Below are 18,326 nucleotides of genomic sequence, written 5' to 3' on the forward strand. Positions count from 1 at the left end.
CCGCCCCGATCGCAAGCTATCAGCCTGAAGGCGGCATGCGGCTGAGGCCGCCCCTCAGCGCCGCTTGTTCTTGCCCTTGAGCAGCGGGTTGGGGCTGTTGGTGACGATCCTGCCCGACTGGTCATCGGCCTGTGCGGTCGTGCCGCGGCCTGCGGCACCCACGGCCCTGCCGCGGGTGCGGCCGCCGGATCGGCGGGAGCGGGCGTCGGTGTCGGTGTCGAGACCGGCATCGGAACCGGCCATCGTCACGCCGTCGACGCTCATGACGATGCGCTCCTTCCGCACCTGTTCCCTCACCGTGGCCCTGCCCGCGACGGTGGTCCTGGCCAACCGGACGCGCTCGACGGGCACGGTCTCCCGGCCCAGGATCACGGCCTGCTCCTCGTGGCCCACGAGTTCGACGACCTCCTCATGGAAGAGCGACTCGTTCCCCGGCGCGTTGCGCGCGGTGATCGGCTCCCACTCGACCCGCAGCTCCTCCTTCAGCAGCGGCACCGTCCGGCTGGCCTCCTCCGTGACCACATATTTCCGCAGCCGGACGCGGGCAGCCTCATGCGCTTCGGTCCCGACACGGAGCCGCTCCTCCGAGCGGATCATCCAGGGTCCGCGGTCGCCGTCGCGCCGCTCACGGGTGATGGTGCCCTCACCCACCGCCCCCTCATCCGCCGCTCCCTCACCTGCCGCGTCGTCGCCGGCTGTCGCCGTCGCCGTCGTCTCGTCCAGGCCGTAGTGCGCGTACAGCACGCTCTTGTCCTCCGGGCTCAGGTGGCCGTCCCGCTCGATCGACGGCGCGTGCCGGATGAGGTCCCGCGGATATGCGACGACGAGCCGGTCGTCCTGCACGGTCGCACCTGCGAGCGGCACGAAGGACTCCTTCGTGCCGAACAGGCCCGTATGGACGGTGACCCAGGTCGGCATCTCGGTGGCGTCGTTCAGGTACACCTGGCCGATCGAACCCACCTTGTCCCCCTGGTCCGTGACGACCGCCGTGCGGTGGCCGAGAAGGGGATCGAGATCGTGCATCGTGAGCATGGTGTTCCTGTCGTCGGTGGCACCCGCGTGAAGGGGCGCATTGACGACAGAATAAGGCGTTCCGACCCCAGATAACAAGCACGCTTACTATCTCGGCCCGGTGGGCCCGTCAGCCGGCAGTGGCCGCCGTGGGCAGGAGTCGGGGCCGGGCGAGCGCGCCCAGCAGCTCGTCGGAGATCGCCTGCGCGTGGAGGTCGTACGCGCCACCGCTGACCATCAGCTCGTCGGCACCCGTGCGTGCGTGCAGTTCGACGAGCTGCTGTTCCACCTCGTCCGCCGTGCCGTACACGGCCGCGGCGAGGGACTCCCGCACCAGCCCCTCCTGCCGTTCCGTCAGCTGAGCGGTGTCGTCGTCCAGGGGCGGGAAGGATCCTTTCGTCCGGGAGGCGGCGAGCGCGCGGGCCTCGGGCAGGAGCAGCTGCCGCGCCGCCGCCGTCGTGCCTGCCACCGCCACGTTCAGCGAGACCGTGACGTGCGGGGCGTCCCACCACCGCGACGGGCGGAAGGACTCCCGGTAGCGCTCGAGCCCGGGGTCGGCGGCGCGGGACAGGGCCGGTCCGCCGAGAACGACGGCGAGGCCCGCCCGCGCCGCGATGTCGATGCCCTGGCCCGTGGCCAGGACGAAGACGGGCGTCCCACCACCGTCCGCGGGACGGGCGGTGATCGGAGCGGTGCCGCCGAGGAAGGCGAGGAGATCCGTGACGTCCTGCGCGAAGCGGCCGGCGTCCTCCCCGTCCGCCCGGAGCGCGGCCCGCACCGCGGAGGTGAATCCGAGGGACCGGCCGACGCCGAGATCGAACCGGCCGCCCGTCAGCGCGTTCAGCGTCGCGGCCTGCTCGGCGACCACCAGGGGCTGGTGGTTCGGCAGCATGATGCCCCCCGTCCCGATCCTGATCGACGTCGTCGCGGAGGCCACCGCAGCCGCGAGGACGGCGGGAACGGACCCCGCGATACCGGGTACTCCGTGATGCTCCGCGACCCAGAACCTCCGGTAACCGAGCAGTTCCGCCCGCTGCGCCCGCGCGATCACGTGCTGCAGGGCCTCGGCCTCGGAGGAGCCGGTCCGGGACTGGGCGCGGTCGAGGATCGAGACACCGGCGAAGGGAAGGGGCATATGGAGGGAACCCATGGCCCGCCGGTGTCATTCCGCGTGCGGGACCGGTTTCGGGAAATGGGGGTGGCACGCGTCAGGATGGGCTCTCATCGCCGGCCGCCCCTGCAGCGCGGCGTGGTCTCAACCGGAAGGACTCCCCGCCATGATGGGCGCCCACCATGCTGCCTGCGGCGCTGCCGCCTGGGTCGCCGCCACCACCCAGGTCGAGGTGCAGGCGGGCCGATGGCTGCCCGTCCTGCCCGAATCGGTCACCCTCGGCCTGGGGTTCCTCGACGTCAGCCCCGTCGGCGTCGTCACCGGGGCCCTGGTGACGGCGGGGGCGGCGCTCCTGCCGGACGCCGATCACCACAGCGCCACGATCGCGCATTCCCTGCCGCCGCTGTCCAATCTGTTCTGCGCCGGCGTCGGGGCCATCGCGGGCGGCCACCGGCGCGGCACGCATTCGCTGCTCGGGGTCGCGGCGTTCGTCGCCGTCGCCTTCGTCGCCGGGCTGTGGACCGTCGAGACCGTCGATTTCGGAACCGTCTATCCCGGCGCGGGACTGCTGACGGTGCTGCTGGTCTCCTTCGCGGCGAAGGCCCTGAAGATCATCCCGGACCGCATGCGGAAATCACCGTGGGCGGTGGGCCTCACCGCCGGCGCGTTCATCACCGCGTGCGCGCCCGAGGAGCAGTTCTGGTTCCCGCTCGCCGTGGGCATCGGCGTGGTCGTGCACATCCTCGGCGACATGCTGACCACCGGCGGCTGCAACCCGGTGTATCCGTTCCGCCTCAGGAGACCACGCAGCCTGGCGAGGACGCCCGTCATCGCGCAGGTCTGGCGACCCAACGGCAACATCGCCGTGCCCGTCCTCGGTAACGCCGGATCGCTGCGCGAGTGGTGCCTGCTCGTGCCCGTCTCCCTCTACGCTCTCGGCGGGATCGGCTGGGCCATCATGAACATCGACGACGGCGGAATGGTGGTCGCGCGCCTCTCCGGCGGCGGATGAGCAGTGGCGCGAAAGATGTTCGAAACATGGGCGCACTAGGGTCGGGGCAGACCCGACCCGCGAAAGGATCGCATGCACGGCGACCACTTGTTCTTCGACCCCCTCGATACGGAGGCGGGTGTTGATGCACCGGAACCCGAGCGGGACCATGGTCCTGGTGCGGACGATCTCCAGGCCCAGCGCCGACGCGAACTGGCACGCGTGCAGGAGGAGCTGAGGAGGATGGCGCAGGGGCGTTCCTGACGACCGAACGCCCGGGCCCCGGCCCCGAAGGACCAGGGCCCGGGCCTCGCTGTCAGCAGCGGTTCGGGCTGCTAGCGGCGGTTCAGCAGGCCGCGGAGGATTCCGCCGGCCTTGCCCGCGGGGACGGGCGTGCCGCGCTTGCCGGCAACTCCACCGGCAGGCTTGCCGGTGGTGCGGGTGCCCTTGTTGCCGAGGTAACGGCCCGCAGCGTTTTTGAGCGTGTTGCTGATTCCCAAGATGATCTCCTTCGGTTGCGCGTCTGCACCCAAGAACATCAGGTGGCTTATGAGTTTATCCCGCGCTCCCCACTTGTGGGGCATCGGAATCTCGTCGGCCACACAGCGGTTCTCCGTCGTCGCGCGTCCCGTCGCGGTCCGGCGCGGGCCGACCAGCCCGGTATGACCGATGAACCCTCGTTCTGCAACCCCTCCACCGGGGCGCGGCACCCCAGGACCCCGGCGTACGGTGGAGGGATGAGCGTGCCGACGGATTCCAGGGTCACCTTCGATGGGCGCTTCGCGCGGGACCTGCCCGAGATGGCGGTCGCGTGGCAGGCGGCGGCCGCACCACAGCCCGCCCTCCTCGTCCTGAACGAGCCGGTCGCCGCGGAACTCGGGCTGGATCCCGCGTTCCTCCGCTCCCCCGAGGGGCTGTCACTGCTGGTCGGCACGGCCGCGCCTGACGGTGCGACGCCGGTGGCCCAGGCCTACGCGGGCCACCAGTTCGGCAGCTTCAACCCGGGGCTCGGTGACGGCCGTGCCCTGCTGCTGGGAGAGGTCACCGCCGTCGACGGCCGCCTCCTCGACGTCCACCTCAAGGGGTCCGGGCGCACACCCTTCGCGCGCGGCGGAGACGGTTTCGCCGCCGTCGGGCCCATGCTGCGCGAGTTCATCGTGAGCGAGGCCATGCAGGGGCTCGGCATCCCGACGACGCGCTCCCTCGCCGTCGTCGCCACGGGCCGCGACGTGCGACGGGAGACGATGCTGCCCGGCGCCGTCCTGGCTCGCGTGGCGAGCAGCCACCTGCGGGTGGGCAGCTTCCAGTACGCCGCCGCCACGGGCAACCCCGACCTCCTCAAGCGCCTCGCCGACCACGCGATCAGCCGTCACCACCCGGCCGCCGCGGCAGCCGAACGCCCCTACCTGGCACTGTTCGAGGCCGTCGTGTCCGCGCAGGCCTCGCTCGTGGCGCGATGGATGCTCGCCGGATTCGTGCACGGCGTCATGAACACAGACAACATGACCATCTCGGGCGAGACCATCGATTACGGACCGTGCGCCTTCATGGACGTCTTCGACTATGCCGCCCTCTACAGCTCCATCGACCGTGACGGTCGCTACGCCTACGCGAACCAGCCGCTCATCGCCGAGTGGAACCTCGCGCGGCTCGCCGAGACCCTGCTCCCGCTCATCGACGACGACCAGGAGCAGGCGGTCCCCCTAGCCGTGGCCGCACTCGAGGCGTTCCGCCCCCGGTACAGCGCCGCCTGGCTGGCCGGGATGAAGGCCAAGCTGGGACTGCCCGCCGACGCCGACGACGACGTCGCGTCGGCACTGGCCAACGACGTCCTCACCCTGCTGCAGGACAACCATGTGGACTACACCTCCTTCTTCCGGGGTCTCGGCTCCGTGGTCCGCGGCGACGCCCGGCCGGCGCGGGACAAGGTGCTCGACGTCGCCGCCTTCGACGCCTGGGCCGCCCGCTGGCTCGCCGTCGCGCCCGACGCGGACGCGATGGACCGCGTGAACCCCGTGTACATCCCGCGCAACCACCTCGTCGAAGAGGCCCTGGACGCCGCGACCGCCGGCGACCTGGACCCGCTCGGCCGGCTGCTCGAGGCCCTCACGAAGCCCTTCGAGGAGCGGCCCGGCCTGGAACGCTACGCCGCCGGGGCACCTGACGATTTCGGCGCGTACACGACGTACTGCGGTACGTGACGGGCGCGAGGCATCCGATGGCCGCTCGGCGAGCCGGTGAGGAGCGGCTTGTCCACCGGAAAGTGGTTCCCCGGTGCCGCCGGTCGAACCGCGTAGCGTTACGACCATGAGTGCATCCTTCGACATCACCCGGGTCAGCGACCACGAATATCGAGTGCGGACCGAGGCGGAAGGACAGTCCGTGGAATCGCTGTTCCGGATGAACCCCGATCTGCAGGGCCGTCTCGGGACCGAGGACGCCGAGGAGGTGGCGGTCGTCGAGGCGACCGCGCAGTTCCTGTCCCGCCACCAGTCGGTCATCGACTTCCCTCCGATGATCGACCTCGAGGACATCCTGGCGACCTACGACGACGCCCCCGAGCAGATCCGGCGACTCCTCGCGGAAGGGCCCTCGGCGCCGGAGGCATAGGGCCTGGGTGCGCCGCGGATCGGACAGCCGGTGACCGGCGTCAGCAGAGGACACCACATCCCGCTCCGCAGCGCACGTTCTTTCGTCCGACTGCTCGGACTTCCGGAGGAGACGGCCCCGGCCCACTCTTGGACGTACCACCCATCGCACAGGAGGTCCGCATGAGTTCTCGACATCTCGACCGGGTCCAGGCCGCAGGACGCCAGGGCGCGGGCTCCATCAGTTCCATGCTTCCGGAGGGCCTCGACGCGAGGACGGACCTCCAGGACGCTGTGGCGGACGCCCTGATCAGCGGCGAACCCCTGATGACGGTGGCGATCCTCGCCGATCTGTCCCCGCTGGCTGCCCTCGACGCGCTGGAGCAGCGCACCGGCGCACGGGCCGGTTCCCTGAAGACGCTTCCGGGCGCCTGACCGCCCCGTCCCGGACCAGGGACTCCTGCGCCTGCCTATGTGCTTGCCGATGCGTGCCTGCATATGTAGGAAAACACTGTTCCACCGGTGAACCGCCCAAGGCCATCGACGGTCGGATCCTGCTCGGCGGCTGCATGGCCTGACGGCCAGGGCACCGAACCGAGGAAGCCCTGGGACCGGACGTCCCAGGGCTTCCTCGTATCCACTGCCGTTCCAGGGGCCCTACCGCACCCCGGCCCGACGACGGCGGTCGTTGCCCGAACGCAGGTCCCGGTTGAGCCGGCGGTCGCCGTGGTAGAGGATGGACTCCCAGTCCGCCTCCTCCGGCGCCTTCTCGATGACCTTCGACTCCTCGACCTTCTTCACCCGGGGTGCCACGTACAGCCAGTTCAGGACGCCCAGCCCCATGTCCACGGCCGAGTTCTTGATCCCGATGTACGCGCGGATGGCACCGGCCGCCAGCACGGCGTTCAGCCCGGCGAACAGCGCATTGCCCCAGTTCTGCTCCAGGACGTCCCGGGCGAGGGTCAGCAGGGAGAAGGCCACGATCGCATACGGGATGACGACGTACAGGCCGGGCGCCGCGGTGCGGTCCTTGACCTTCGGGGTGCGGACGAACGGGATCTTCTCCCCCGTGAAGGCCTGCTGGATGGACTTCAGGACGCCGGCGAGGTTGACCGGCAGCAGCACCAGGTTGAACCCGTAGATCCGGAAGATGTCCGAGAAGCGGTGCCCGCAGTCGCGGAGGTCGCTGCCCATCGCGAGGAAGTACGGGGCGGCGGCGAGGAACACGACGGGACTCAGGAGCCGGCTGTCGTACGGGTAGGCGAGGAGGAACAGCAGCCCGAAGCTCGCCCACGCGATCGACGCCATGTAGTTGACCCGCAGCAGCACCTCCCGGAAGAGGACCTGCTCGCGGAGGTGCCGGCGCCGTCGCAGCTGGTCCCACAGCTTCGGCAGGATCAGCAGCCCGCCGTTGGCCCACCGGCGCCGCTGCACCACGAGCGAGCCGAAGTCCGGCGGCGTGGCGCTGTAGCTGAGACGCTCGGGGTAGTTCATCAGGGTCCACCCGTGGCTGCCGAGGTCCACGCTGGACTCGGTGTCCTCGATGACGGTGCGGTCCTGGATGTAGGTCTTGATCTCGAAACCACCAACGTTCTCGACCTCGACGATGTCCTCGACCGCGCGCTTGCGGATCACGGCGTTCGCGCCCACCCAGAACGTCGCCCCGTAGTAGGACATGCCCTGATGCAGGATGTGCTGGATGTCCGTCGACGCGCCGGCCACCCGCTCGATCCGTGTCGGCGCACCCCGGAAGGAGGAGTACGGCGTCTGGGTGACGGCGATGCGCTCATTGCCGGGGGACTCGAGCAGGTGGACGAGCCGCACGCAGTAGTCGCGCAGCAGGAGGGAATCGGCGTCGAGGGTCAGCAGGTAGGTGGAATCCGGGACGTCCAGGACGTCGTCGTCCTTTGCTCCCTCCCCCTCCGCCAGCGGGCGCAGCACCGTGCCGGTGGCGACGTGCTCCTTGCGCCAGCGCTGGCCCATCAGGGAGATGTAGGCGTTGAGGTTCATGGCCTTGTTCGCCTCGTGGGACAACGAGGCGTAGGCCTTGCGTTCGAAGGTCTCCAGCCGTGTGTTGAAGATCCGCACGAGGCGCACGTACAGCTCGCGGATGCGGACCGGCTCAGGGCACTGCTCCTGCGCCAGCGCGGCGTTGAGGGCGTACACGGTCAGCCGCAGCTCGCGGGCAAGGCCCATGACCACGAGATCCACGAAGAACTCGTCCACGTGGTCCTCCACCGTCTCGGCGTCGGCCATGTCCTCGAGCCACACGGCGGCGTCCTCGTACGCCGTGATGAGCGGGGGCAGGTCATCGAACGACGACGGCGCGTCCGCGTCGCGGGCGGCCAGGGCGGCCTCGAACGCGGCCAGCGCGGAACCGGCCCGCGTGGAGGGCTCGAGGAGCGCGGACTCGATCTCGAACGTGAGCGCCCGTGTGGCATCGAGGCGCTGCCGGATCGCCGGGTCGGTGGGGTGCGGCGGGTCGTCGAGGAGCAGGACCACGCGGATGTTGGGGAACTCCTGCAGGGCGGCGGACCACAGGGTGGCCCTGACGACGGCGGGTTCCTCCGCGTAGGAGGGCACGAGGACGGTGATGCCCTCCTGGTGGTCGGCGAAGTGGCGGTCCAATTCGCCCCGCGGCACGCGCCGGTGATCGCGGAACCGGTACAGCGCACCCTGACGGGCCAGCAGGTACATGAGCGCCGAGAAGGTCAGGAACGTGACGACGATCAGGTACGACGTCGCCTCGACCTGGAACCGGAAGCCTGCGTCGGGGTTGTTGGCGAACTGCCGCAGGATCGTCGTGACGACGTACGTCAGCCACGCCAGCACGGTGACCACGATGCCGAGGCGACCCAGGGCGATCTTCCGCGAGGACGGCGTCGGGTGCACGATGGACAGCGGCTCCGAGCGCCGCTCCGAGCCCCACTGCCGGCGTCGCCCGGCGACGGGCGGGGGCGCCTTCTCGAGGACCGAGGCGGAGGCTGCGCCCGGCGACGGGACGGCCGTCACGCCCGCCATCCCGTCGGGTGCGGCATCGGCGCGCACTCGGGGAACCGGTGACTCGGTGGCATCGCTGGATCTGGACATGGCTACCTCGGCAGTTGGCGGGCAGGGGGATGCACGACGTCGCCCCGCGACATGCAGCGTCACTCTCCACCATCGGCCCGTCCGCCGTGCGCGTTAGCCGAAACAATGACGGGGGCCGAAATTTCCCATACGCTTCAAGCGTCTCGCGCACCTCGGGTGCGCACTCCCGCCTCCTGTCGAGGCCGTCATCTGGGGTTCCTGTGTCTGCACGTTTTCCTGGCCGGAGGCTGTCTTTCCTCCGCATGCTGATCCTGTCCGTCGTCGTCGCCGCCGTGACCGTGGGTGGCCTCACGGGGTGGAACCGTTGGGAGGACGCCAAGGCCGCCGAGAGTGCGGGCGCCTTCTTCGCCGGTTACGTCGACGTGACGGCGACGCCCTCCTACGCGTTCGAGGACCCCGCCGGGGAGAACGGCGGCAGCGCGGTGCTGTCCTTCGTCGTGGCGTCAAAGGAGGATCCGTGCACCCCGTCCTGGGGCACCTACTACGGCCTGGACGAGGCCGAGGCGGCACTCGACCTCGACCGCCGCGTGGCCAGGCTCGTGCAGGACGGCGGTGAGGTCATCGTGTCCTTCGGCGGACTCCTGAACGACGAGCTCGCGACCGCCTGCACGGATCCCGAGGACCTGGTGGACGCCTACGCCGCCGTCATCGATCGCTACACGCTGGCGACCGTGGACCTGGACATCGAGGGCGAGAACCTCAAGGATGTCGCTGCCGGCGAGCGCCGCGCCGAAGCCATGGCCGCGCTCCAGGCCGAGCGGGCCGGCACGGACACGCCGCTCAACGTGTGGCTGACCCTGCCGGTCGCCCCGACCGGGCTGACCGCGGACGGCACGGCCGCCGTCGCGCAGTTCCTGGAGGCCGGCGTCGACCTCGCCGGGGTGAATGTCATGACCATGGACTACGGCGGCAGCCGGCCCGCGGGCACGAGCATGCTCACCGCCTCGCAGAACGCCGCGGACGCCACGCACCGCCAGCTCCAGGTGCTCTACGAGCGGGCGGGCATCGAGGTCGGCCCGCAGGCCGCCTGGCGGAAGATCGGGCTGACGCCGATGATCGGGCAGAACGACGTCAAGGGCGAGATCTTCACGCTCGACGACGCCAAGGCCTTCAATGCGTTCGCCGCCGAACGCGGCGTGGGCCGCATGTCGATGTGGTCCCTGAACCGCGACGCCACCTGCAGCGAGAACTACGCCGACACCACGGTGGTCTCGGATTCCTGCAGCGGTATCGACCAGCAGGGGCTCCTGTTCGCACCGATCCTCGGAGCGGACTTCGAGGGCCGCGCCGCCACGCTCGCGGATGAGCCAGTCACCGAGGAGAGCCCCGAGGCCCTGGTCGAGGACGATCCCGAGACGAGCCCGTACCCCATCTGGTCCGACGTCGGCACCTACCGCGAGGACGACCGCGTGGTCTGGCAGGGCAACGTGTACGTGGCGAAGTACTGGACGCAGGGCGACCTCCCGAACGATCCGGTACTGCAGGCGGAGGAGACCCCCTGGACGCTGCTCGGCCCGGTGCTGCCCGACGAACGGCCCGTGCCCGCCGTCACGGCCCCGGCCGATCTCTACCCGGAGTGGGATCCGAAGCAGGTGTACGAGCGCGGCGACCGGATCCTCGTCGACGGGCGCGTGTACGAGGCGAAGTGGTGGAGCCAGAGCGACAGCCCCGAGGCCGCAGTGCAGGGCTCGGACGCCTCACCCTGGCAGAAGCTCGACGACGCCACCCTCCTGAAGATCCTGGAGGAACCCGCGACGTCCTGAGGTGTCGGGGACCTTCGGCACTGTGCGGTGGACGCCGGCACAACGAGGGTTGCTCCCATGGCGACGATCCAGGTCAGCGAGCACGACGAGCAACTCACGGCGGGTGTCCGGGAGAAGTGCCGATGACGGAGCTCACCGAGTTCTTCCCCCGCGCCTTCACGGACACGATGGCGGCGCTGCAGGCCCAGGGCGTGCATCCCACCGGGGCCCCCTTCGGGAAGTACTACGGCCCGCCCGGTGCCGTCGTCGATGTCGAAGCGGGCTTCCCGGTCTCCGCGGTCATCGCTCCGGCGGGGAACGTGGTGCCCGGGGCCCTGCCGGCCGGGTGCGTGGTCGCAGCGACCCACGTCGGCTCCTACGACACGATGACCGACACGTATTCCGAGCTGGAGCGCTATTTCGCGGACGCGTCACTGACGCCGGGCCCGGTGATGTGGGAGACCTACCTCAGCGATCCGGAGGAGGAGCCGGATCCCGCGGGGTGGCGGACCGAGATCTGCTGGCCCGTGCACCGGGGCTGACGAGCCTCGGAGCGGATCGCCCGGCCTCAGGCCTCCGACGGGGCGCGGCGGTCCGTGACGGCGACCGCGATGAGGGCGACGAGGCCGAGCACCGGGATGGCGACCACCAGGGCGAGGCCGATCAGCGACGACGACCGGGTTGGGTCCGCCGTGGGCAGGAAGAGGGAGATGTCCCACAGTCCATGGGCGATCATCGCCGGAAGCAGGAGACCGCCGATCCTCCGGAACGAGTAGAGGATGGCCCCGGTCAGCGTCGCGAGGAGCACCTGGTTCAGGACCGCGGGGACGGGCGAGCCGGTGACCAGGTTGGTCAGGTGGAAGACGCCGAAGGCCACCGATGTACCGACGGCGACCGTCAGCTCGGTGCGCCGGTCGGTCCTCAGGCCCCTGAGGAGGATGCCGCGGAACAGGGTCTCCTCGGCGAAACCGACCAGGAGCCCGACGATGACGATCGGGATCAGGAGGTCCATGCCCAGGCCGGACCAGTCCACGAAGACGAGGTGGAGGACGATGCCGATGACGAAGGCGGCGACCGCGATCCGGAGCATGACCGGTACCTGCAGCCGTTCCTTGTCGCGGAAGATGCTGTCCCAGCGGGACCACCACACGAAGGCGACGAGGACGATCGTTGCGACCACCAAGGGCAGGACCGCGGTACGCCAGACGTTCGCAGGGGTGTCGAACCACTCCGTGGAGGGGATGCCCGACGTCACCGCGGTGATGCTGAAGACCGCGGCACACGCCACGACCATCAGCAGCGCCGGCCCTGTGGACGGTCTGATCCGGGGAGAGCGCTCGAGGGCAGCGGATGAGGTGTTGGATTCCGCCATGGTCGACGCCTCCGGACAGGTCCGCCGGTGCAAAGGTGTTCAACGAGACCGTAGGCCGCCGATCATCCGACGGGAATCCTCCCGTTCGGGTGATCGGCGGGACCCACGGACGAACCGGGCGGGCCGTGCCCCCGCCCTTCTACAGCCGGGAACGGGGCGGTACTGTTCTCCGCATGACCGCCCAGCCCGGTGTTGTTCTGCCGGCCCAGGATGGTGCCGGCGCCCGTGACACCGTCATCGATCGTGCCCTGTTCGCGTTCAGCGGTCTTGCCGCTGTCTGGTTCGCCGTCATCCTCCTCGAGGAGACGCTGCAGTGGGGGCAGCTGTGGTTCGGCTTCGTCTTCTGGGTGGTCCTGGCCTACCTGGTCCTCCCCCGGGTGCACCGCATCCTGACGCGCATCTACCTTCCCGACTACTTCATCGGCCGCGCGCGGACGAGCGACGGGCTGCTCGGGGACCCGGTCAACGTCGCACTGCTCGGCAGCGCCCAGCAGCTCCACACGGCGATGCGCCGAGCCGGATGGATCCTCGCGGACGCCGTCGATCTCCGCAGCAGCCGGCGGATCGTCACCGCCACGCTCCGCCGCCGCAGCTACGACCAGGCTCCGGTCAGTCCCCTGTTCCTCTTCGGGCGCCAGCAGGACCTCGCCTACCAGCAGGAGGTGGACAACAGTCCCGGCAAGCGGCACCACATCCGGTTCTGGCCGTGCCCGCCCGGCTGGGTGCTGCCGGGCGGGACGGCTGTCGACTGGCTGGCGGCGGGTACGTACGACCGCTCCGTCGGGCTGTCGCTGTTCACCCTCCAGATCACGCACAAGATCGAGGCGGACACGGACCGGGAGCGGGACTTCGTCCTGGCGTCGCTCCAGGCATCGGACCCCGGCATCGGCGTGAGGGTCATCGAGGACTTCTCCACCGGATACCACTCCCGCAACGGGGGCGGGGACACCATCTCGACGGACGGCAGCCTGCCCGTCGTGGACCTCACGGGCGTGGAACCGGACCCGGAGGCACCCCTGCCGCCGGTGGACCAGCGACGAACGACGCCGGCCCCCACCGTGGTCGGCGCGATCCTCGTCGGGTTGCGCGGGCTGGCCGCCCTGGCGCTCGGCCTGGCCCTCCTGGGCGGGTCGGCGGACGCCCTCGTCGCTGCCGGATCGAACGCCCGCGTGCTCCCCGCCGTCGCCGTCGTCCTCCACGCGTTCGGGTTCTTCGAACTGATCCTCGCCCGCTTCGTGCTGCGCGGCGGGAACAGGGCCCGCATCACCGCGATGATCCTCAGTGCGGTCGCCATCACGAGCCAGGCCGTGGTCGCTTTCGGGGCCGGTGCGCCGGTGACGTTCGAGACCACGCTCCTGGGGCTCTCGCTCGACATCCTGCTCATCATCGCCCTGTCGAGTCAGCGCTCACGCGAGTTCGCGCATCGGCACCGCCCGGGGTGATCCTGCCCCGGCGGGCGTCGGCACGTCGGGCCGGCCACGCCGTCGGGACCGCGGCGAAGGACCTCCCTCGGCGCGAGCAACATCCTTTGCGGGTGAGGACATGGACGGCTGTGGCGGCCAACAATGGCGGGACCAACGGCGACCGGCACAGCCGCACCACCGCCGCGCTCCAGAGAGGAACCCTCCATGTCGACGACGAAACCCCTTCTGGCCGGATTGATCATGTGTGGGACGGCCGCCGCCCTGATGGTCGGCTGCAGTGCGGCCACCCCGAGCGAGAACACGGACCAGGCCTGCACTTCCGCCGACGCCTTCAGGACTGCGGTGAACGATTTCACGGACACGCTCCGTCCGGGCGCGACCGCCGATGAGGTCCAGGCGGCGCGGGCGGAGGTCCGGCGGACCTTCGACGATCTGATGGAGGAGGGCGGGGACGTGGTCGAGGACAAGAGGGAGGCCCTGAACGAGGCGGTCGGGGAGTTCCAGACGGCGGTCGACGAGGTCCCCGATGGCGCAACCCTGTCCGAGGGCGTCACCGCCCTGCGGGAGGAGGCCGCCAAGGTCGATCTCACGCGCGACGAGTACGTGGCTGAGCTCGGGTGCGGCTGACCGGTGAAGGGCGCACCATGAACGCCGAGGGAGTGCGGACGTTCGGCGTGGAGGAGGAACTCCTTCTCGTCGACGGCGGCAGCGGCCTGCCGCTCCCGGCGTCCTGGGCTCTGCTCGAGGAGTACGCGGACGCCGAGGACGGCACCGGGCCGAAGCTCGAGGCCGAGCTGCAGCAGGAGATGATTGAGGTGGTCTCCTCCGCGCCCCGCACGCTGGTGCAGCTGGTGTCCGACGTCGTCCTCGGCCGTGCCGTCGCGGACCGGGCGGCCCGTGTGGTCGGGGCACGGGCGGCCGCCCTGGCCACGTCCCCCCTGCCCGGGCGCCCGCACGTCCACCCGACCGAGCGGTTCGGCAGGATGGTCGACCGGTACGGCGTCCTCGCCCGGGAGAACCTGACGTGCGGCATGCACGTCCACGTCTTCGTGACGTCCCCCCAGGAGGGCGTGGGGGTCCTCGACCGCATCCGCAACTGGCTGCCGGTGCTGGTGGCCCTGAGCGCGAACTCCCCCTTCGTCAACGGACAGGACACCGGTTTCGCCAGCTACCGCTCGCAGGTCTGGCAGGGGTGGCCCTCGGCCGGGCCCTCACCGGTGTACGGGTCGGTGGGCGCCTACCGCGCCCGGGAAGAGGAGTTGATGGCCACCGGGGTCCTCCTGGACCGCAAGATGCTCTACTTCGATGCACGGCTGTCCCAGACGTATCCGACCGTGGAGATCCGGGTGGCCGACGTGTGCCTCTTCGCCGAGGACGCCGGATTGATCGCCGCCCTGGCGCGCGGTCTCGTGGAGACAGCGGCGCGGGACTGGCGCGCCGGCGTGCCTCCGACGAAGATCTCCTCGCCCGCGCTGCGCCTCGCCGGCTGGCAGGCGAGGCTGTCCGGGCTGGGCGCGGACCTCGTGCATCCGCTGACGGGACGCCCGGCACCGGCGTGGGATGTGGTGGCATCCCTGCTGAATCACGTCCTTCCGGCCCTGACCGACGCCGGGGACACCGAGGCCGTGATGGACGGGTTCGTCCGACTGATCGATCGGGGCACCGGCGCCGACCGGCAGCGCGCCGTCCTGCACCGCACCGGCCGCCTGGCGGACGTGGTCACCGATGCCCTGGAGGTCACTCACGCCTTCAACAGGAACGGGACCACGGCGGACGCCGTGGACCCCGGGGTCGGCTGACCGATGAGGGCCGGTGGTCTTCCCGGGCACCGGACGCAAGTGCACCGAGGAGCCAGGAGGCCCCCATGAACGAGCTGACCATCGTCCTCGTCACCGCGGCCCTCTTCGGATGGGCGTTGGTCTCGGCGCGCCTCCAACGGGCCGATCTGACACCGCCGATCGTGTTCCTCGCCCTCGGAGGAGCCCTGGCGGGGCTCGGCCTGGTCGACGGCTCCGCGACTCCGGAGAGGTTCGCCCCCCTCGTCGAGGTCACCCTGGTGTGGGTGCTCTTCTCCGACGCCGCCCGCCTCCAGGCGCGGCAGCTGCGCGGTGACGCGGGCCTGCTCCTGCGGCTCCTGGGCCTCGGTCTGCCGCTGACGATCGTGGTCGGGTGGGCGCTGGCCGCCTGGCTGTTCCCGCAGCAGGGACTGTGGCTGGCGTTCGTGGTGGCTGCCGCGCTGGCCCCGACGGATGCTGCATTGGGGCTTCCCGTGGTGACGAACCCGGCGGTGCCGGCGCGGATCCGCAGGCTGCTCACCGTGGAGAGCGGCCTGAATGACGGCATCACCACTCCCGTCGTCCTGCTGGCCATCGCAGGAGCGGCCGCAGCCGCCGGCGTGGAGGACGCCGAGGGTGCCGGGCCGGCGGTGATCACGCTGCTCATCGGTGTGGTGGTGGGTGCGGTGATCGGAGGCACCGGCGGATGGCTGCTGCGGCGGGCCCGGCAGCACGGGAGTGCCGCGGAGGAGTTCGCGGGCATCGGCGTCCTGGCCCTGGCCCTGCTGGCGTACGCCGGTGCCGTCGAGGTGGGCGGCAACGGATTCGTCGCGGCCTTCTGCGCCGGGTTGGCGTTCGGCATGTTCGCCGGCCCCCGCGCGGAGGGCGAACTGGCCTTCCTCGACCAGACGGGCAGCCTGGTGTCGATGCTCGTCTGGTCCGTCTTCGGGGCCGTCGCCGTCTCCGTCGTCCTGGAACGCATCACCGTGCTGACCGTCGTCTACGCGGTGCTCAGCCTGACGGTGGTGCGCATGGTCCCCGTGGCCCTGTCCCTGATCGGCACCGGCCTCGACCGCCCCACCGTGCTGTTCGTGGGCTGGTTCGGTCCACGCGGCCTGGCGTCCATCGTGTTCGCCCTGCTCGCGCTGGAGGCGCTCGGCCACGAGGCCGACGACGCCGTGGCGGTCATCGCCGTCACCATCCTTCTCAGCGTCCTGGCGCACGGGCTCAGCGCCGCGCCGCTGGCCGCACTGTACGGGCGGGTGTCGGCGGCGTCGACGTCGACCCCTCCCGCGTCACGGCCGTGATGGCGGACAGCATCAACGCCGTCGGGGTCTATTTCGGGAGGCTTCTCCCGTCGGCATCGAGGTAATCGCGCCAGGATCGCCGGGGTGCCCAGCCGAGCAACTGGTGGGCCTTCCTGCTGGAGATGCCCGAAGCGTCCGTACGGTCCAGTGCGCGCAGTTCGATCTGGTCGCCGTAGTACTTCGAGAGGATCTCGGCGAAGTCGTAGCCGCCCACGTTGTCGGGGGATGCGATGTAGAAGACCTCGTGCCCCGGCAGGTCCGACCCGGTGGCGAGGACGATCGCGTCGGCCAGGTCGTAGACGTCGATGTAGCTCCACAGGTTGGGGCTCAGGTTCGAGGCGTCGCGGATCTGCGGACCGAGGTTGTGCTCGTAGTTGCCCTCGAACTGGACCCAGCTCGGTCGGATGGAGATGCACCGGATGTCCGCCCGGGCCACCGCGGCGTCCATGAGCTGCTCGCCGAAATGCTTGGACAGGGCGTAGGGGTCCTGCGGGCGGATCGGGTGCTCTTCGTCCACGGGTGCGTAGTCGGGCAGGAAGTCACGCTCGGGGAAGAAGAACCCGGGGACGGTCTCGCTCGAGATGTAGACGAAGCGTTCGACGCCGAAGCGGATGGCCGCTTCGAGGACGTTGAACGTTGCCATCAGGTTGGTCTGGAACACGACGTGGGGCGGGTTGCCGGTCGGCTCGGGGATCGCGGCGATGTGCACGACGGCGTCCGCGCCGTGGACGACGGCATAGGCCTGCCCGGCGTCGGTGAGGTCCGCCATCGTGTACCGGGGTGCGTCGTCGGCCTTCCGTTCGAAGCCGGGCCGCGTGAGGTCGGTGGCGTGTACTTCGTGTCCGGCGTCGATCATCGCCTGCGTCGTGGCGCGACCGACCTTTCCATGGGCGCCGGTGATCAGGACTTTCATGGTGTCTCCTCGGGTTGATGCATGTCGATCGGGTCGGTCGGGATGTCCGGACGGGGCCGGCTACTCGTCGACCCCGGTGCTCTCGCTGACGTCCCGCCAGGTCTCGAGCGAGGCGAGCTGGGCCCGGAGGACGTCGGCGTGGGCGGTGGTCGCATCGGCCCCGAGGACGAGCACTTCGGGAGGGTCGGCTGAACCCACGGCGGTGATGATGGCCGCTGCCGCTTTGACAGGGTCCCCGGGCTGCGTTCCGTGGGTGGTGTCGTTCTCCTTGCGACGCTTGCCCGCGGTGTCGGCGTAGTCGTCGATCGCTCCCGCGGACTGCTGGAGGGACCGGCCGGAGAAGTCCGTCCTGAATCCGCCGGGTTCGACGACCATCGCCGTGATACCCAGGGGTTGCAGTTCCTTGCGCAGCGACCCGGTGAGCCCTTCGATCGCGGATTTCACGGCGGCGTAGTAGCCGGAACCCGCCGGGGTGATCCTCGCGCCGATCGAGGACAGGTTCACGATGGTGCCCTCGCGGCGGGACCGCATCTGGGGCAGGACGGCTTTGATCATGTCCACGGCGCCGAAGAAGTGCGTGTCGAACAGGGTGCGCACATCGTCGTCGTCGCCCTCCTCCACGGCGGCGCGGTATCCGTAGCCGGCGTTGTTGACCAGCACGTCGATCCCGCCGAACGTCTCGGTGCCCCGCGTGACGGCCGCCTGTACCTGGCCGCTGTCCGTCACATCGAGGGGAAGGGCGAGCGCCGTGTCAGGGTAGTCCGCCGTGAGGTCCTCGACCTTCGAGGCATCGCGGGCCGTGGCCACCACGTTGTCGCCGCGCTGGAGCGCGGCCTCCGCGAGGGCGCGTCCGAGTCCTGTGGAGCAGCCGGTGATCAGCCAGGTCGTCATAAGGTCTCCTTCGTAGTGCCGGCGCTCTACCGGCGATGCAACCAGTCGATGTCCCGGTCGGGATCGTCACACGGTCCGTGACGAACCAACTCCCGACCGGCGGCCCGGAAC

The 18,326-nt window shown here is 70.4% G+C and carries 18 protein-coding genes; 11 read left to right on the forward strand and 7 right to left on the reverse strand.

What is annotated here, in order from left to right:
- Window positions 1-54: 54 nt before the first annotated feature.
- Together AC4D2F_RS15425 and AC4D2F_RS15430 are read right to left on the reverse strand one after the other, a co-directional pair.
- Window positions 55-1,032 carry a PRC and DUF2382 domain-containing protein gene (locus tag AC4D2F_RS15425; RefSeq protein WP_490911342.1) on the reverse strand — a complete coding sequence of 326 codons (978 nt, stop codon included), beginning with the start codon at window positions 1,030-1,032 and terminating at the stop codon, window positions 55-57.
- A gap of 109 nt (window positions 1,033-1,141) precedes the next feature.
- Window positions 1,142-2,146: an MsnO8 family LLM class oxidoreductase gene (locus AC4D2F_RS15430; protein WP_490911344.1), complete on the reverse strand. Its 1,005-nt coding sequence runs from the start codon at window positions 2,144-2,146 to the stop codon at window positions 1,142-1,144.
- 142 nt (window positions 2,147-2,288) lie between these two features.
- On the opposite strand from AC4D2F_RS15430, the gene AC4D2F_RS15435 reads away from it, so the two are divergent.
- Window positions 2,289-3,134, forward strand: coding sequence for a metal-dependent hydrolase (locus tag AC4D2F_RS15435; RefSeq protein WP_490911346.1), 846 nt, complete (start codon window positions 2,289-2,291; stop codon window positions 3,132-3,134).
- Between the two features lie 72 nt (window positions 3,135-3,206).
- Window positions 3,207-3,377 carry a hypothetical protein gene (locus tag AC4D2F_RS15440; RefSeq protein WP_181033602.1) on the forward strand — a complete coding sequence of 57 codons (171 nt, stop codon included), beginning with the start codon at window positions 3,207-3,209 and terminating at the stop codon, window positions 3,375-3,377.
- Between the two features lie 71 nt (window positions 3,378-3,448).
- Here the strand turns inward: AC4D2F_RS15440 and AC4D2F_RS15445 are convergent, their stop codons facing one another.
- Window positions 3,449-3,613 (reverse strand): hypothetical protein, encoded by a 165-nt coding sequence (locus AC4D2F_RS15445; protein WP_181033603.1) that lies wholly within the window; start codon window positions 3,611-3,613, stop codon window positions 3,449-3,451.
- A gap of 237 nt (window positions 3,614-3,850) precedes the next feature.
- Here AC4D2F_RS15445 and AC4D2F_RS15450 point away from each other — a divergent pair, with 237 nt between their 5' ends.
- The 3 genes from AC4D2F_RS15450 to AC4D2F_RS15460 all read left to right on the forward strand — a co-directional run bounded on the left by AC4D2F_RS15450 (window position 3,851) and on the right by AC4D2F_RS15460 (window position 6,136).
- Complete coding sequence (locus AC4D2F_RS15450) at window positions 3,851-5,314, forward strand: protein adenylyltransferase SelO (RefSeq protein WP_490911349.1); 1,464 nt, start codon at window positions 3,851-3,853, stop codon at window positions 5,312-5,314.
- 106 nt (window positions 5,315-5,420) lie between these two features.
- Complete coding sequence (locus AC4D2F_RS15455; protein ID WP_146067422.1) at window positions 5,421-5,723, forward strand: hypothetical protein; 303 nt, start codon at window positions 5,421-5,423, stop codon at window positions 5,721-5,723.
- Window positions 5,724-5,884: 161 nt separating this feature from the next.
- On the forward strand, window positions 5,885-6,136 hold the full coding sequence (locus tag AC4D2F_RS15460) for a hypothetical protein (RefSeq protein ID WP_490911351.1): 252 nt from the start codon (window positions 5,885-5,887) through the stop codon (window positions 6,134-6,136).
- Window positions 6,137-6,358: 222 nt separating this feature from the next.
- Here the strand turns inward: AC4D2F_RS15460 and AC4D2F_RS15465 are convergent, their stop codons facing one another.
- Window positions 6,359-8,791, reverse strand: a complete 2,433-nt coding sequence (locus AC4D2F_RS15465; protein ID WP_490911353.1) for a glycosyltransferase family 2 protein — start codon at window positions 8,789-8,791, stop codon at window positions 6,359-6,361.
- Between the two features lie 242 nt (window positions 8,792-9,033).
- Between AC4D2F_RS15465 and AC4D2F_RS15470 the strand changes: the two genes are divergently transcribed.
- Both AC4D2F_RS15470 and AC4D2F_RS15475 read left to right on the forward strand, forming a co-directional pair.
- Window positions 9,034-10,554 carry a chitinase gene (locus AC4D2F_RS15470; RefSeq protein WP_490911355.1) on the forward strand — a complete coding sequence of 507 codons (1,521 nt, stop codon included), beginning with the start codon at window positions 9,034-9,036 and terminating at the stop codon, window positions 10,552-10,554.
- Between the two features lie 122 nt (window positions 10,555-10,676).
- On the forward strand, window positions 10,677-11,075 hold the full coding sequence (locus AC4D2F_RS15475; RefSeq protein ID WP_490911357.1) for a GyrI-like domain-containing protein: 399 nt from the start codon (window positions 10,677-10,679) through the stop codon (window positions 11,073-11,075).
- Between the two features lie 26 nt (window positions 11,076-11,101).
- Here AC4D2F_RS15475 and AC4D2F_RS15480 read toward each other — a convergent pair whose 3' ends face one another.
- Complete coding sequence (locus AC4D2F_RS15480) at window positions 11,102-11,905, reverse strand: CPBP family intramembrane glutamic endopeptidase (protein WP_490911359.1); 804 nt, start codon at window positions 11,903-11,905, stop codon at window positions 11,102-11,104.
- A gap of 173 nt (window positions 11,906-12,078) precedes the next feature.
- Here AC4D2F_RS15480 and AC4D2F_RS15485 point away from each other — a divergent pair, with 173 nt between their 5' ends.
- The 4 genes from AC4D2F_RS15485 to AC4D2F_RS15500 all read left to right on the forward strand — a co-directional run bounded on the left by AC4D2F_RS15485 (window position 12,079) and on the right by AC4D2F_RS15500 (window position 16,411).
- Window positions 12,079-13,347: an LssY C-terminal domain-containing protein gene (locus tag AC4D2F_RS15485; RefSeq protein ID WP_490911361.1), complete on the forward strand. Its 1,269-nt coding sequence runs from the start codon at window positions 12,079-12,081 to the stop codon at window positions 13,345-13,347.
- Between the two features lie 186 nt (window positions 13,348-13,533).
- Window positions 13,534-13,956, forward strand: coding sequence for a hypothetical protein (locus tag AC4D2F_RS15490; protein WP_490911363.1), 423 nt, complete (start codon window positions 13,534-13,536; stop codon window positions 13,954-13,956).
- Between the two features lie 17 nt (window positions 13,957-13,973).
- Window positions 13,974-15,128 (forward strand): glutamate--cysteine ligase, encoded by a 1,155-nt coding sequence (locus AC4D2F_RS15495; protein WP_490911365.1) that lies wholly within the window; start codon window positions 13,974-13,976, stop codon window positions 15,126-15,128.
- A gap of 65 nt (window positions 15,129-15,193) precedes the next feature.
- Window positions 15,194-16,411: a cation:proton antiporter domain-containing protein gene (locus AC4D2F_RS15500; RefSeq protein WP_490911367.1), complete on the forward strand. Its 1,218-nt coding sequence runs from the start codon at window positions 15,194-15,196 to the stop codon at window positions 16,409-16,411.
- A 28-nt stretch (window positions 16,412-16,439) separates the two neighbouring features.
- Here the strand turns inward: AC4D2F_RS15500 and AC4D2F_RS15505 are convergent, their stop codons facing one another.
- Both AC4D2F_RS15505 and AC4D2F_RS15510 read right to left on the reverse strand, forming a co-directional pair.
- Window positions 16,440-17,324, reverse strand: coding sequence for an NAD-dependent epimerase/dehydratase family protein (locus tag AC4D2F_RS15505; RefSeq protein ID WP_104167287.1), 885 nt, complete (start codon window positions 17,322-17,324; stop codon window positions 16,440-16,442).
- A 60-nt stretch (window positions 17,325-17,384) separates the two neighbouring features.
- Window positions 17,385-18,215: an oxidoreductase gene (locus AC4D2F_RS15510; RefSeq protein ID WP_104167289.1), complete on the reverse strand. Its 831-nt coding sequence runs from the start codon at window positions 18,213-18,215 to the stop codon at window positions 17,385-17,387.
- Window positions 18,216-18,326: the final 111 nt, after the last annotated feature.

Source organism: Arthrobacter sp. TJ-263, from assembly GCF_058269155.1.

What these genes read in the sequence shown, in the direction of transcription:
- AC4D2F_RS15425 (WP_490911342.1), bottom strand. Translation starts at nt 1,032, where the DNA reads ATGCTCACGATGCACGATCTCGATCCCCTTCTCGGCCACCGCACGGCG.
- AC4D2F_RS15430 (WP_490911344.1), bottom strand. Translation starts at nt 2,146, where the DNA reads ATGCCCCTTCCCTTCGCCGGTGTCTCGATCCTCGACCGCGCCCAGTCC.
- AC4D2F_RS15435 (WP_490911346.1), top strand. Translation starts at nt 2,289, where the DNA reads ATGATGGGCGCCCACCATGCTGCCTGCGGCGCTGCCGCCTGGGTCGCC.
- AC4D2F_RS15440 (WP_181033602.1), top strand. Translation starts at nt 3,207, where the DNA reads ATGCACGGCGACCACTTGTTCTTCGACCCCCTCGATACGGAGGCGGGT.
- AC4D2F_RS15450 (WP_490911349.1), top strand. Translation starts at nt 3,851, where the DNA reads ATGAGCGTGCCGACGGATTCCAGGGTCACCTTCGATGGGCGCTTCGCG.
- AC4D2F_RS15455 (WP_146067422.1), top strand. Translation starts at nt 5,421, where the DNA reads ATGAGTGCATCCTTCGACATCACCCGGGTCAGCGACCACGAATATCGA.
- AC4D2F_RS15460 (WP_490911351.1), top strand. Translation starts at nt 5,885, where the DNA reads ATGAGTTCTCGACATCTCGACCGGGTCCAGGCCGCAGGACGCCAGGGC.
- AC4D2F_RS15465 (WP_490911353.1), bottom strand. Translation starts at nt 8,791, where the DNA reads ATGTCCAGATCCAGCGATGCCACCGAGTCACCGGTTCCCCGAGTGCGC.
- AC4D2F_RS15470 (WP_490911355.1), top strand. Translation starts at nt 9,034, where the DNA reads ATGCTGATCCTGTCCGTCGTCGTCGCCGCCGTGACCGTGGGTGGCCTC.
- AC4D2F_RS15475 (WP_490911357.1), top strand. Translation starts at nt 10,677, where the DNA reads ATGACGGAGCTCACCGAGTTCTTCCCCCGCGCCTTCACGGACACGATG.
- AC4D2F_RS15480 (WP_490911359.1), bottom strand. Translation starts at nt 11,905, where the DNA reads ATGGCGGAATCCAACACCTCATCCGCTGCCCTCGAGCGCTCTCCCCGG.
- AC4D2F_RS15485 (WP_490911361.1), top strand. Translation starts at nt 12,079, where the DNA reads ATGACCGCCCAGCCCGGTGTTGTTCTGCCGGCCCAGGATGGTGCCGGC.
- AC4D2F_RS15490 (WP_490911363.1), top strand. Translation starts at nt 13,534, where the DNA reads ATGTCGACGACGAAACCCCTTCTGGCCGGATTGATCATGTGTGGGACG.
- AC4D2F_RS15495 (WP_490911365.1), top strand. Translation starts at nt 13,974, where the DNA reads ATGAACGCCGAGGGAGTGCGGACGTTCGGCGTGGAGGAGGAACTCCTT.
- AC4D2F_RS15500 (WP_490911367.1), top strand. Translation starts at nt 15,194, where the DNA reads ATGAACGAGCTGACCATCGTCCTCGTCACCGCGGCCCTCTTCGGATGG.
- AC4D2F_RS15505 (WP_104167287.1), bottom strand. Translation starts at nt 17,324, where the DNA reads ATGAAAGTCCTGATCACCGGCGCCCATGGAAAGGTCGGTCGCGCCACG.
- AC4D2F_RS15510 (WP_104167289.1), bottom strand. Translation starts at nt 18,215, where the DNA reads ATGACGACCTGGCTGATCACCGGCTGCTCCACAGGACTCGGACGCGCC.